Genomic DNA, 12,633 nt, shown 5'->3' with positions numbered 1-12,633 from the left:
CGAGATCGTACAGCACACGAGGTGCAGTGCGACGCTGCCATCTCGGCGTCCCCCCCCCCGCACTCCGTGACGGCGATGATAGGTCAATCGGCCAGCATCGCCCCGATATCGGCCTGCGCCACCACGACACCGTTGACCTTGGCATCCCCGTGGAACCACCACATGTCCTTTTTCCGGTTGATCAGGCTCATGTGGTATTCGATCGTATCGCCCGGCAGCGCCGGCTTGCGAAACTTGCATTTGTCGATGGTCAGGAAGTAGACGGCGGTCGGCCGATCGGTCTCCGTCGACAGCATGCCGATGACCCCTGCGGTCTGCGCCATGCCCTCGATCATGAGCACGCCCGGAAAGATCGGGCGGCCGGGAAAATGCCCGGTGAATTGCGGCTCGTTGATCGTCACATTCTTGATGCCGATCCCGCTGAAATTGCTCCGGATGCCGACGACGCGGTCGATCAGCAGGAATGGATAGCGGTGCGGCAGCGTCTTGAGAATGACGGCGATGTCCACGGCCTCGATGGTAATGGGCGCTTCCATCAACCTTGTCCCTCTGTCCCATTGTCCGGCGCGCTTGATGCCGGTTTTGCTCTGCCGTGGGAAGCCCCCTCGCGGCCAAGACGCTCCAGTTCGAATATCTCGCGGAAAAACTGCTTGATCGGCTTGGCCGGCGATCCACCCCAGCGCACGCCCGCGGGGACTTCACCGACCACGCTGCTGCGCGCAGCGATCTGAGCGCCGTCGCCGATCACCGCATGGTCGCTGACTCCGACCCGCGCGCCGAGCACCACGCCGTCGCCGAGGACCGAGCTGCCGGCGATCCCGCTCTGGCTGACGATGATGCAGTGACGACCGATCACCACGTTGTGGCCGACCTGAACCAGGTTGTCGATCTTGGTGCCCTCGCCGATCACGGTGTCGCGCAGCGCGCCCCGATCGACTGTGGTGCCGGCACCGAGCTCGACGGCGTTCTGGATCAACACCCGGCCGGTCTGCGGCACTTTCAAGTGACCATCGCGGCCGGACACGAAACCATAACCGTCCTGGCCGATCCGGCAGCCGGGATGGATGATGACGTCGTTGCCGATGAGGGCGCAGACGATGGTGCAGCCGGCACCGATGCTGCAGTCACGGCCGATCTTGACGCCGGCGCCAATGACGGCGCCGGCACCGATCACGCTGCCGCTGCCGATCTCGGCCTCAGGACCGATCACCGCCAGCGGATCGACCGTGACCCCGTCCTCGAGCCGCGCCGTTTCGTGAATTGCGGCCGACGAGGCGATGCCTTCGGTGCCGCAGGACGAGCCCGGCCGCAGCGCGTCGGGATGAAACTCCCGCGCCACCCGGACGAAAGCACGATAGGGATCGGCCACCCGCAGCACAGCCACATGGGGCGGGACGCTGGCAGCCAGCCGCTCGCTGACCAGGCAGGCGCCGGCATGGGTGCCGGCGAGCTGCGCAGCATACTTCTTGTTGTCGAAGAAGGTGAGATCCGACGGCCCGGCGCGGTCAACCGCAGCCAGCCGATTGATCCGCTGGCCGGCGCGGCTGGCGTCGACCAGTTCCGCCCCGGTCAACGCCGCAATATCGGCAAGCGTTGACCAGGCCGGTTGTTTGAAGAACGTCAGATGCGCCATTCCGCCTGCCGTAATCCGACCCGCGGTCGGGCTCAGAATGTGGTCCCGCCTCCGAAACGGAACTGCTGGACGCGGTCGTAGCTGGCCTTGCTCAGCGGTATCGCATAGTCGAAGCGCAGCGGACCGAAGGGCGAGGCCCAGATCAGGCCGACACCGACCGACGACCGGACCATGTTCTCGTCCTTGTAGTCGAGACCGTAGGGGCCGACTTCGCCCGTCTGGGCCCAGGAGGTCGGTCCCTTATAGTTCCACAGCGAGCCGGCGTCCGCATAGACCGCGCCCTTCAGGCCGACTTCCTTGGGCAGGAACCAGAACGGCATCTGCAATTCGGCCGAAGCGCCCCAGAACATGGTGCCGCCGAGGGCGTCGTTGGTCGTGCCGTTAGTGACGTCACGCGGACCGATGCCCTGAGGGGCGAAGCCGCGGACGAGCTGCGGGCCCATCTGGAAGTGGTCGAGCATGCGCAGATCGTCGCTGCCGATCTTGTTGAGGACGCCGCCCTGCAGATGGATCAGGCCGACGATGTCGGCGACCAGCGGCTGGAAGTATTTCACGTCGCCGGTCGATTTGAGGTAGCTGACGTCGCCGCCCACGCCGGCGAAGTCCTGACGGAAATCGACCAGCAGGCCCGAGGTCGGGTTCTTGTTGTTGTCGAGGGTGTTGAAGGTCAGGGTGTAGCCCAGCGCCGAGGTCAGCGACCTGCCCGCCGCCAGCTCCTTGCGGATCGGCAGCGAGGCTTCGCCGTCGGCGTAACAGCCGAGCCCGTTGGTCGAGGCGAGGCTGATTCCGTTGGCGCTGGCGAAGGCCGGCGTCGGATTGAAACTTGGACCCGGGATGTTGTTACAATTGGCGTAGTTCGCCGGCAGGGTGATGTCCTGCTGATACAGCGAGTAGCGCAGCTGCAGCGTCAGGTCCTCGCGCAGGGCGAAGCCGAGCCGCGTGTTGAAGCCCAGCGTCTTGGTATTATACGAGACGTAGTTATTGGCGAGCTGCTGGCGCTGATAGATGTCGATGCCGAGTGCGACGCGGTAGTCGAGCAGATAGGGCTCGACGAAGGACAACGAATAGCCGCGGGTGTACTGGCCGTAGGACACCGCCGCCTTGGCGTAGAGGCCGCGGCCGAGCAGGTTGCGCTCGGCGACGCTGACTTCGCCGAGGAAGCCGTCGGAGGTCGAGTAGCCGCCCGACACCGAGAACTCGCCGGTCGACTTCTCTTCCAGATCGACGTTCAGGACGACGCGATCGCTCGACGAGCCGGGCTCGGTCGTGATCTTCACCGTCTTGAAGTAGTCGAGGTTCTTCAGCCGCCGCTCGGCGCGGTCGACCAGGGCGCGGTTGTAGGCATCGCCCTCGGAGAGGTCGAACTCGCGCCGGATGACGTAGTCGCGGGTCCGGGTGTTGCCGCGGATATTGATGCGCTCGATATAGGTGCGCGGGCCCTCGTCGACGTTGAAGACGATGGCGACGGTGCGATTCTCGAAATTGCGCTCGCCGCTCGGCCGGACCACGGCAAAGGCATAACCGCGACGCGAAGCCTCGATCTGCATCTCCTCGACCGACTTCTCGATCGCCTCGGCATTGTAGACCGAGCCGACGCTGACCCGCGACAGGCTGGCCAGGGAATTGCCGTCGAGCGAAGGAACGGTCGACCGGAAATTCACCGATCCGACGCGGTACTGCTGGCCTTCCTCGATCTGGAAGGTGACGATGAAGCCCTTGCCCTGCGGGTCATATTCCGTGAGCGCCGCCACCACCTGCACGTCGGCATAGCCGTTCTTGAGGTAGAAGCGCCGAATCAGGTCGCGGTCGGCCTCGACCCGGTCCGGATCGTAGATGTCGCCGGAGGCGAGGAAGCTGAGCAGGTTCGATTCGTGGGTCTTGATCACGTCCTTGAGGCGATAGGACGAGTACGCGTTGTTGCCGACGAAGTTGATGGTCTTGACGCCGGTCTTGCTGCCCTCGGTGACCTCGAAGACGAGATCGACGCGATTGTTCGGCTGCTCGATGACCTGCGGCACGACGCGGACGTCATAGCGGCCCGAGCGACGGTAGATCTCGGCGATACGCTGGGCATCCGCCTGCACCATCGGCCGCGAGAAGGTGCCGCGCGGCTTGGACTGGATCTCGGCCGAAAGCTGGTCGTCCTTGACCTTCTTGTTGCCCTCGAAGGCAACGCGGCCGATCACCTGGTTTTCGACCACGGTGACGACGATCCGGCCGCCGACGTTATTGATCTTCACGTCCTGGAACAGGCCGGTCTCGTACAGCGCCTTGAGCGCGTCATCGATGCGGCCGCTGTCCAGCCGACCGCCGGGACCCGGCTTGAAATAGGAGCGGATGGTGTCCGCCTCAACGCGCCGGTTGCCCTCGACCACGATCGACGAGGCCGTCTGGGCCGCCGCGGGCGATGGGAGCAGCAACGCCGCCACCCCGGAGGTGACCGGCACAGCCATCATGACCAGGGCGGCAAAGATCCCACCCCGAAGCACCCGCATTCCAACTTTCATGCGCCAAGCGACCTTATCATTCCAATCCACGGCACACTCCCCGGCGCACCGATAGATTCCCCAAATCTGCGTCGCTTGTAGCCAATTTTACCGGGCACGCAAACGACGTTTCGCGCTGTAATTCTAATTTCTCACCAATACGTTGCCCAATGGCCACGCCAGCAAAAAACCTCAGATCGAGCGAATTTGACAACCACTCCCAACTGGATGCGGCTTTTGAAGCAAATGTTCGCCCCCAATGCTGAAACGAGCGTCAGATCCACCGCACTAGGACCGGAAGAGGTGCAGGAAGTCGTTGTAAGTGGCAAAGACCATCAATGTCAGGACCAGGGCCAGGCCGACACGGAATCCCATTTCCTGAGCCCGATCCGAGAGCTTCCGTCCACGGACTGCCTCGATGGCGTAGAACAAAAGGTGACCACCATCCAGCAGGGGAACCGGGAACAGATTCAGTAATCCGATCGAGATCGAAATGATCGCCGACCATTGGATCAGGGCATAGAGGCCCAGAGTCGCGACCTGCCCCGACATCTGGGCGATCCGAATCGGCCCACCGACCTGATCGGCGGATGCCGACCCGCTCAGGATACCGGCAATGCCGGCCACGGTCCGGTGCATGACGAACCAGGTCTCTTTGACCCCCAGCCAGACCGCTGTCAGCGGATCCACCGGCGTCGTGGTCGCCTCGGTCGGCGAACTCGCCCGGGTGATGCCCAGCACCCCGATCCGTTGCGGGTTGCCGAACGGATCCTTCATCTCCCGCAGTTCCGGGGTGGCATCCAGCGAAACGGTCGCCCCGCCCCGCTTCACGGTGAAGACGAGCTTCTCACCGGCGCTGATGCTGACGATCCGCTGCATGTCGGTGAAGCTGTCGATGGCGCTGCCATTGATGGCCGTGACCACGTCGCCCGGCTGGAACCCGGCGGCGGCAGCGGCACTGCCCGGCTGCACGCTGTCGACCTGGGCGGAGGTGCTGGGCTTGCCGAAGAAGGCGAACAGCGCCGCGAAGATCACGATCGCCAGCAGGAAGTTGGCGATCGGACCGGCGGCAACGATGGCGGCGCGAGGGCCGACCCGCTGGCCATGGAAACTCCGGGCGCGCTCGTCGTCGGTCATGCGCTCGAGCGCATCGGCGGCGGGGGTCGAGGCCTCGCTGTCGTCACCGAAGAACTTCACGTAGCCGCCGAGCGGGATGGCCGACAGCTTCCAGCGGGTGCCATGACGATCGTTGAAACCGACGAGTTCCGGCCCGAAACCGAGGGAGAAGGTCAGGACCTTCACGCCCGCCCAGCGGGCGACCAGGAAATGCCCCAGTTCGTGAAAGAAGACCACGATCGTGAGCACGAACAGAAAGGGCACGGCATAGCCGACGACGAAATGCCCCAACGTGTGGAAGCTGTGGGTGAAAAGTTCAGTCATCCGTCCCTCTGTCGAAAGAGCGCAAGCCGCCTCTTTCCCCCGTTGTCTAGTGTGGCGTCTCGCAATTGCCTATGCCCTTTGCGGCAAGCCCCTGTAGGCAATTGCGAGACATAAGCCACACTAGCTTTTTGAGTTTGCTAGTGTCCCGATGTCTCCGAATGACCGTGCGAGGGTGAGGCAAACGAAGCGGTCATTCGGAGACGGGACACTAGGATGCCTTTGCGGCGATTTGAGGCAAGAGGGAGGCCGCCAGTTTTCGCGCAACATGGTCAACGGCGATGGCCTCGTCGGCGCTCGCCGGCGCGGCCGCGGCGACGTCCCTGAGCGCCGCCTCGATTGTCGCCTCGACCAGCCGTGCGATCATACCGAACCTGATCTTGCGCGCGACGAAGGCGGCCACCGCGATCTCGTTGGCGGCATTGAACACCGTCGGCGCCCCGCCCCCGGTTCGCAGCGCCTCGTAGGCCAGCCCCAGTCCGGGGAAGCGCTTGAGATCGGGCACCTCGAAGGTCAGCTGGCCGATGGCGGCGAGATCGAGCCGCGCCGCCGGTCCGGGCAGCCGGTCGGGCCAGCCGAGGCAGTGGGCGATCGGAATGCGCATGTCCGGCGCGCCGAGCTGGGCGACCACCGAGCGATCGGAGAACTCGACCATGCCGTGGACGATCGATTGCGGATGCACCAGCACGTCGATCTCGTCGGCGGTGAGGCCGAACAGATGCGCCGCCTCGATCACCTCGAGCCCCTTGTTCATCATCGAGGCGGAATCGATCGTGATCTTCTGCCCCATCGACCAGTTCGGATGCTTGAGCGCCTGCTCGAGGCTCGCCTGCTCGATCGCCTCGGCCGTCCAGGTGCGGAAGGGGCCGCCCGAAGCGGTGATGATGACGCGGACCAGTTCCTCGCGATTGCCGGACGACAGCGCCTGAAACAGCGCATTGTGCTCGGAGTCCGCGGGAAGGATGCGGGCGCCGGTCTTGACGGCACGGGTCATGAAGAACTCGCCGGCGCAGACCAGGCACTCCTTGTTCGCGAGCGCCACCGTGGCGCCGCGGTCGACCGCCGCCAGCGCCGGCTTGAGCCCGGCGGCGCCGCTGACCGCCGCCATCACCCAGTCAGCCGGCCGGGCCGCCGCCTCGATCACCGCCGCCTCGCCGGCGCCGCAAGCGATACCGGTGCCGGCCAGCGCCTCGCGCAATGCGTCGAGCCTCGCTTCATCGGCCACGGCGGCGAAGCCGACGTTGAATTCCCGCGCCAGCTTCGCCAGCGCCTCGACATTGCTGTGGGCGGTCACGGCCTCGACGCGGAACCGCTCCCCTCCCCTGCGCAACAGATCCATGGTGCTGTCGCCGATCGAGCCGGTCGCGCCGAGCACAGTCACGCTGCGTTGCGACTGCGGCCGCGCCGTATCGAGGGTCTTCAACGGAACTGCACTCATTGCTCAATCACCGGGCCGGAACCAAAGGAGGAAAACTTATTCACAATTTCAACGTCGGCATTCGAAGAAACGAACTGGAAGCCGCAGAGCCGGCTCACAACACAGATCACCACACCAACAGACCACGCCCCACCCCGCCGATTCCGCCGCGGGCCAGTCCGATCAGGGCCGCGACAACGATGGCGGCGACGAATCCGTCGAGCCGATCGAGCAGCCCGCCATGGCCGGGAATGACCTGACTGGAGTCCTTGACGCCGAACCGGCGCTTGACGGCGGATTCGAACAGATCGCCGAACTGCGACACCACGCTCAGCACCGCCGCAAGGGCAACGAGCGTACCGGCGCGACCGACGCCCACCGCAGCTGCGAGCCCCGCCACGACGAGGCTGCCGCCGAGACCACCGATGGCGCCGGCCCAGGTCTTGCGCGGACTGACCCGCGGCCAGAGCTTCGGGCCGCCGATGCCGCGACCGGCGAAGTAGCCGCCGATATCGGTGACCCACACCACCACCAGCACGAAGATCAGGGCGAGGAAGCCCTCGCGGCCGTCGAGCCGCACCAGGACGGAGCCCGCCAGCGGCAGCGCGGCATAGAGCAGCCCGCCGGCGGCCCACAGCCGCTGCGCGCCGGACGTCAGCGCCGCCGCCGCGATACCGATCACCGTGGCCGCGACCGCGACCGAAAAGCGCCCGGTCGCCATGCTGTAGCCGGCGACCGCGAGCACGGCAACGCCGGTCGCGACCGCCGCGCTGCGCCGCCACGCGCCGACGATCATCATCCATTCGAGAAACAGGCCGATGGCGGCGGCGGTGACCAGCAGGGCCCACAGCTTGCCGCCGACGAAGGCGATGGCGACGGCCAGCGGCGCCAGCACCAGGGCGGCCAGCACACGCATCAGGAGATTGCGCGAGGCCGGCTCGGGGGCCGGCGACATCGCGAGGTTCTCGTCGGGCGAGGCACTCACGACGCGGTCTTGGCCGCCAGGCCGCCGAAGCGGCGTTCGCGCCTCGCATATTCGGCGATCGCGCCCTCGAGCGCGGCGCGGTCGAAATCCGGCCAGTGAATCGGCACGAACACCAGCTCGCTGTAGGCCGCCTGCCACATCAGGAAGTTCGACAGGCGCTGCTCGCCGCTGGTGCGGATGATCAGGTCCGGATCCGGGATGTCGGGCGCGTCGAGATACTGCGCGAGACTGTTTTCGTTGATGCTGTCCGCCGTGCGGCGCCCTTCGGAAACCTCGACGGCGAGGCGCCTCGCGGCGCGCGCGATCTCCTGCCGCGAACCGTAATTGAAAGCGACGACGAGGGTCAGCTTGGTGTTGGCCCTGGTCAGATCCTCGGCTTCGGCGAGCAGATTGCGGATGTCGGCGTCCAGGCCCTCGCGTTCGCCGATCACGCGCACGCGCACGCCGTCGCGATGGAGCGAGGCAAGATCGTTGCGGATGAAGCGCCGCAACAGGCCGAACAGGTCGCCGATCTCGCTCGCGGGGCGGGACCAGTTTTCGGACGAGAAGGAGAAGATGGTGAGATAGGCGATGCCGAGTTCATGGGAGGCGCGGACCACCCGGCGCAGCGCCTCGACACCACGGCGATGGCCTTCGCCGCGCGGCAATCCCCGCGCCGCGGCCCAACGGCCGTTGCCGTCCATGATGATCGCCACATGGCGCGGCGTGTCCGGTCGCACCGGCTCGGCTCGTTCGGACGGAGCGCCTTCGGACATCGCCTTGGACATCGCCATCATCCTCAAACCGTGAGGACTTCCTTTTCCTTGGCTGCAAGCAGCTGATCGATCTCGGAGATCGAGGCGTCGGTCGCCTTCTGGATGTCGGCGGCAATCCGCTTCTCGTCGTCCTCGGAGATCTCGTGATTCTTCTCGAGCTTCTTGGCGGCGTCGATGCCGTCACGACGCACATGGCGCACCGCGACGCGGGCGGCTTCGGCGTATTTGTGCGCGACCTTGACGAGTTCCTTGCGGCGCTCCTCGTTCAGTTCGGGGATGCGCAACCGCAGCACCTGGCCTTCGGTCGCCGGGCTGAGGCCGAGGTTGGAATTGACGATCGCCTTCTCCACCGCATGCACCATCGACTTGTCCCACACCTGCACCGACAGCAGGCGCGGCTCGGGCACGCTGACGGTCGCGAGCTGATTGAGCGGCATGTGGCTGCCATAGGCTTCGACCTGCACGGGTTCGAGCATCGACGCGGACGCGCGCCCGGTGCGCAGGCCGCCCAGTTCATGCTTGAGCGACTGGATGGCGCCCTGCATGCGCCGCTTCAATTCGTTGAGGTCGAAGCTCCCGGTACTCATGGTCATTATTCCTCTCGTCGAGATCGCCGGCCGCGCGGATCTTGGCGCCGGCGGCGTTGTTTTAACGCACTTTCCTCACGCGAACCGGGATCCACTTCGTCGAACGCTCTAACCGGCGACGATGGTGCCCCGGCCGGTGCCGTTCAGAATCGCGCTGATGGAGCCTGGCTCGGCGATCGAAAACACGATGATAGGCACGTCGGTCTCGCGGGCAAGCGCGAAGGCGGTGGCGTCCATCACCTTATAGCCGCCCGCCAGCGCCTGCGAATGGGTCAGGCGATCGAATCGCTTGGCGTTCGGGTCCTTTTTCGGATCGGCGCTGTAGACACCATCCACATTGGTCGCCTTGAGCACCGCCTGAGCGCCGAGTTCGCCGGCCCGCAGCACCGCCGTGGTGTCGGTCGTGAAGAATGGCCGGCCGGTACCGCCGCCGAGCAGCAGGATACGGCCCTCGGCGAGGCTGCGGAAGGCGGCGGCGCGGGTGAACAGTTCGCTCACTTCGGGCATGACCATGGCCGACAGCACCTTGGCCGGCTGGCCCTTGCGCTCCAGCGCCGCCTCCAGAGCGAGGCAGTTCATCATGGTCGCGAGCATGCCCATGGTGTCGCCGGTCGGCCGCGACACACCGCGGGTCGAGACCTCGACGCCACGGAAGATATTGCCCCCGCCGATCACCACCGAGACCTCGACGCCGAGATCGCGGGCGGCGATCAGCTCGCCCGCAAGACGGTCGATGGTCGGCTGGTCGATACCGAAGGGCTGGGGGCCGGCCAGATACTCGCCGGAGAGCTTGATCACGACCCGTCGATAGACCGGCTCAGCCATGTTGCGCTCCTTCGGACAGAAAACCGGCGAAAGGGGCGATTCGCCGCGCAAGGTGGTCACTCAATACCCTGCGCGGGAAAGCCGCGCAAAACGTGGCCGGTCGGGTCGGGGCGTCAGCCCTGGCCCGCCGCAGCGGCGACTTCGGCAGCGAAGTCGGATTCCTGCTTCTCGACGCCTTCGCCGAGGGCATAGCGCACGAAGCCGGCGACCTTGATCGGCGCACCGACCCGGCCCTCGGCTTCCTTCACCGCCTGGGCGACCGACTTGCCGCCGTCATGGATGAAGGCCTGCTCGAGCAGGCAGACTTCCTTGTAGTAGGTCTTCAGACCGGACTCGACGATCTTCTCGATGACGTTTTCCGGCTTGCCCTGCTGACGATACTTGTCGGCGAGCACGTCCTTCTCGCGGCGCACCGCTTCCGGATCGAGGCCCGCGGCGTCGATCGCCGAAGGATTGGCGGCGGCGACATGCATGGCGAGCTGGCGGCCCAGCGTCGCCAGCTCGTCGGCCTTGCCGGCCGATTCGAGCGCGACGATCACGCCCAGCTTGCCGAGGCCGTCACCGACCGAATTGTGCAGATAGCTCGAAACCACGCCCTGCCCGACCTTGAGCTCGGCGACACGACGCAGCGTCATGTTCTCGCCGATGGTGGCGATGGCGTCGGCGATCGCGGTGTCGACGGTGACCGCCCCGACCTTGGCGGCCTTGATCTTCTCGACGTCGGCGCCCGCGTCCAGCGCGACCTGGCCGATCATCTTGACGAGGCCCTGAAACTGCTCGTTGCGGGCGACGAAGTCGGTTTCCGAATTGACCTCGACCAGCACGCCGCGGGTGCCGGCGGTGACGGCGCCGATCAAGCCTTCCGCGGCGACGCGGCCGGCCTTCTTGGCGGCCTTCGACAGGCCCTTCTTGCGCAGCCAGTCGACGGCCGCTTCCATGTCGCCGTTGTTCTCGTTGAGCGCCTGCTTGCAATCCATCATGCCTGCGCCGGTCTTGTCGCGCAGGTCCTTGACCATTGCCGCCGAAATCGTTGCCATCTTGCTATCCTCTCGCATAGGGACGCCGGCTCGCCGCCCACGTCGCTCGGGGCACCGGCGGAGCGTCACGTTCGGGATCGAAAGGCCCGGACGCGATTCAACTTCATGACGTTGAGCATGACCTCTTACCGGATCACGCCCTGATCTTGCGCGGTCGGCATGACCAGGCCGTGAAGCCGGCCGCCTCGCCGCGCCGTCGAGCCTTATGTGGCGCCGAGCGCCGCATCCATCAACCGGCCGCGCCGAGGGCGCGGCCGGCGTCGCGAAATGCCTCGATCAGGCTTCCGCGGTCAGTTCCTTGGCCTTGGCGACCCAGCTCTCGGCCCGGCCCGGCAGACCGACTTCGTCGCCGATCTTGTGGGCGGTGCCGGGGTCGAGCTCGGCCAGCTGCCAGTAGTGGAAGATGCCGAGATCGTTGAGCTTCTTCTCGATCGCCCCCGACACGCCGGTGAGCTTCTTGAGATCGTCGGCGACGCCGCGCGGACCGGGCAGCCCCTGGAAGGCAGGCTTCGATTCGCCAGCGAGGTCCTCGCGCACCGGCTCGGCCAGCGCGCCGACGTCGATGCCCGCTTCGCCCTGGCCGCGCGAGATGCCGTCGATCGCCGCGCGGGCGATGAGGTCGCAGTACATGCTGATGGCCCGGCCGGCGTCGTCATTGCCCGGCACCAGGTAGCTGATGCCCTTCGGATCGCAGTTGGTATCGACGATCGCCGCCACCGGAATGTTGAGGCGCTGAGCCTCCTGGATCGCGATGTCTTCCTTGTTGGTGTCGATGACGAAGATCAGGTCGGGCAGACCGCCCATGTCCTTGATGCCGCCGAGCGAGCGGTCGAGCTTGTCGCGCTCGCGCTGCAGGTCGAGGCGCTCCTTCTTCGTGTACTGCTGGCCTTCCGCCGAGGCGAGAATCTCGTCGAGCTGGCGCAGGCGCCGGATCGAGCCGGAGATCGTCTTCCAGTTGGTCAGCGTGCCGCCGAGCCAGCGCGAATTGACGTAGTACTGCGCCGACCGCTTCGCCGCATCGGCAACGGCATCCTGCGCCTGGCGCTTGGTGCCGACGAACAGGATGCGGCCGCCCTTGGCGACGGTGTCGGACACCGCCTGCAACGCACGGTGCAACAGCGGCACCGTCTGGGCGAGATCAATGATGTGGATGTTGTTGCGGGCGCCGAAGATGTACTCAGCCATCTTCGGATTCCAGCGGTGGGATTGGTGACCGAAATGCACGCCAGCCTCGAGCAGCTGGCGCATGTTGAAGTCGGGAAGCGCCATGTCAGATATTCTCCGGTTGTTCCTCCGGAAACGCGTGAGCAAAGCGGACCTTGCGGCCCGGATGCCACCGGACGGCCTGTAAGAGCCATGTTTCCGTGTGAGATGGCGCGCTCTATACCCGCGCCCCGCCCTTCAGGCAAGGATTTCCAGCAAAAACAAGCCGGCTGAGCTCCAATGACAAAAAGGGGCCGGACCGCGTCCG

General features: G+C 65.8%; 11 protein-coding genes. All 11 read right to left on the bottom strand.

Going from position 1 to position 12,633, the window contains the following annotated elements:
• Nucleotides 1-83: 83 nt before the first annotated feature.
• Nucleotides 84-536 (bottom strand): 3-hydroxyacyl-ACP dehydratase FabZ, encoded by a 453-nt coding sequence (gene fabZ / locus DB459_RS20760; protein ID WP_253707265.1) that lies wholly within the window; start codon nucleotides 534-536, stop codon nucleotides 84-86.
• A complete protein-coding gene (lpxD, locus tag DB459_RS20755) occupies nucleotides 536-1,633 on the bottom strand; it encodes a UDP-3-O-(3-hydroxymyristoyl)glucosamine N-acyltransferase (protein ID WP_253707263.1) in 1,098 nt (365 codons plus the stop codon). Before lpxD ends, fabZ begins: the two co-directional genes overlap by 1 nt.
• Nucleotides 1,634-1,665: 32 nt before the next feature.
• A complete protein-coding gene (gene bamA / locus DB459_RS20750; RefSeq protein ID WP_253707261.1) occupies nucleotides 1,666-4,140 on the bottom strand; it encodes an outer membrane protein assembly factor BamA in 2,475 nt (824 codons plus the stop codon).
• A 267-nt stretch (nucleotides 4,141-4,407) separates the two neighbouring features.
• A complete protein-coding gene (gene rseP / locus DB459_RS20745) occupies nucleotides 4,408-5,559 on the bottom strand; it encodes an RIP metalloprotease RseP (RefSeq protein WP_253707259.1) in 1,152 nt (383 codons plus the stop codon).
• 208 nt (nucleotides 5,560-5,767) lie between these two features.
• Nucleotides 5,768-6,994 carry a 1-deoxy-D-xylulose-5-phosphate reductoisomerase gene (dxr, locus tag DB459_RS20740; RefSeq protein WP_253707257.1) on the bottom strand — a complete coding sequence of 409 codons (1,227 nt, stop codon included), beginning with the start codon at nucleotides 6,992-6,994 and terminating at the stop codon, nucleotides 5,768-5,770.
• Between the two features lie 106 nt (nucleotides 6,995-7,100).
• Nucleotides 7,101-7,928, bottom strand: a complete 828-nt coding sequence (locus DB459_RS20735; protein WP_253713652.1) for a phosphatidate cytidylyltransferase — start codon at nucleotides 7,926-7,928, stop codon at nucleotides 7,101-7,103.
• Nucleotides 7,929-7,954: 26 nt separating this feature from the next.
• Complete coding sequence (locus DB459_RS20730) at nucleotides 7,955-8,713, bottom strand: isoprenyl transferase (RefSeq protein WP_253713651.1); 759 nt, start codon at nucleotides 8,711-8,713, stop codon at nucleotides 7,955-7,957.
• Nucleotides 8,714-8,736: 23 nt separating this feature from the next.
• Complete coding sequence (gene frr, locus DB459_RS20725; protein WP_253713650.1) at nucleotides 8,737-9,300, bottom strand: ribosome recycling factor; 564 nt, start codon at nucleotides 9,298-9,300, stop codon at nucleotides 8,737-8,739.
• Nucleotides 9,301-9,408: 108 nt separating this feature from the next.
• Nucleotides 9,409-10,125: a UMP kinase gene (gene pyrH, locus DB459_RS20720; RefSeq protein ID WP_253707255.1), complete on the bottom strand. Its 717-nt coding sequence runs from the start codon at nucleotides 10,123-10,125 to the stop codon at nucleotides 9,409-9,411.
• Nucleotides 10,126-10,238: 113 nt separating this feature from the next.
• Nucleotides 10,239-11,162 carry a translation elongation factor Ts gene (tsf, locus tag DB459_RS20715; protein ID WP_253707253.1) on the bottom strand — a complete coding sequence of 308 codons (924 nt, stop codon included), beginning with the start codon at nucleotides 11,160-11,162 and terminating at the stop codon, nucleotides 10,239-10,241.
• 276 nt (nucleotides 11,163-11,438) lie between these two features.
• On the bottom strand, nucleotides 11,439-12,431 hold the full coding sequence (locus tag DB459_RS20710; RefSeq protein ID WP_253707251.1) for a 30S ribosomal protein S2: 993 nt from the start codon (nucleotides 12,429-12,431) through the stop codon (nucleotides 11,439-11,441).
• Nucleotides 12,432-12,633 lie beyond the last annotated feature (202 nt).

This window comes from Bradyrhizobium sp. WD16 (assembly GCF_024181725.1).
GTDB lineage: Bacteria > Pseudomonadota > Alphaproteobacteria > Rhizobiales > Xanthobacteraceae > Bradyrhizobium_A.
The sequence above is the reverse complement of the archived record's forward strand: the minus strand, read 5'-3'. Positions and strand labels throughout refer to the sequence as shown.

Coding starts and splice junctions, on each gene's coding strand:
- fabZ (WP_253707265.1), bottom strand. CDS start 536: ATGGAAGCGCCCATTACCATCGAGGCCGTGGACATCGCCGTCATTCTC.
- lpxD (WP_253707263.1), bottom strand. CDS start 1,633: ATGGCGCATCTGACGTTCTTCAAACAACCGGCCTGGTCAACGCTTGCC.
- bamA (WP_253707261.1), bottom strand. CDS start 4,140: ATGAAAGTTGGAATGCGGGTGCTTCGGGGTGGGATCTTTGCCGCCCTG.
- rseP (WP_253707259.1), bottom strand. CDS start 5,559: ATGACTGAACTTTTCACCCACAGCTTCCACACGTTGGGGCATTTCGTC.
- dxr (WP_253707257.1), bottom strand. CDS start 6,994: ATGAGTGCAGTTCCGTTGAAGACCCTCGATACGGCGCGGCCGCAGTCG.
- DB459_RS20735 (WP_253713652.1), bottom strand. CDS start 7,928: ATGTCGCCGGCCCCCGAGCCGGCCTCGCGCAATCTCCTGATGCGTGTG.
- DB459_RS20730 (WP_253713651.1), bottom strand. CDS start 8,713: ATGTCCGAAGGCGCTCCGTCCGAACGAGCCGAGCCGGTGCGACCGGAC.
- frr (WP_253713650.1), bottom strand. CDS start 9,300: ATGAGTACCGGGAGCTTCGACCTCAACGAATTGAAGCGGCGCATGCAG.
- pyrH (WP_253707255.1), bottom strand. CDS start 10,125: ATGGCTGAGCCGGTCTATCGACGGGTCGTGATCAAGCTCTCCGGCGAG.
- tsf (WP_253707253.1), bottom strand. CDS start 11,162: ATGGCAACGATTTCGGCGGCAATGGTCAAGGACCTGCGCGACAAGACC.
- DB459_RS20710 (WP_253707251.1), bottom strand. CDS start 12,431: ATGGCGCTTCCCGACTTCAACATGCGCCAGCTGCTCGAGGCTGGCGTG.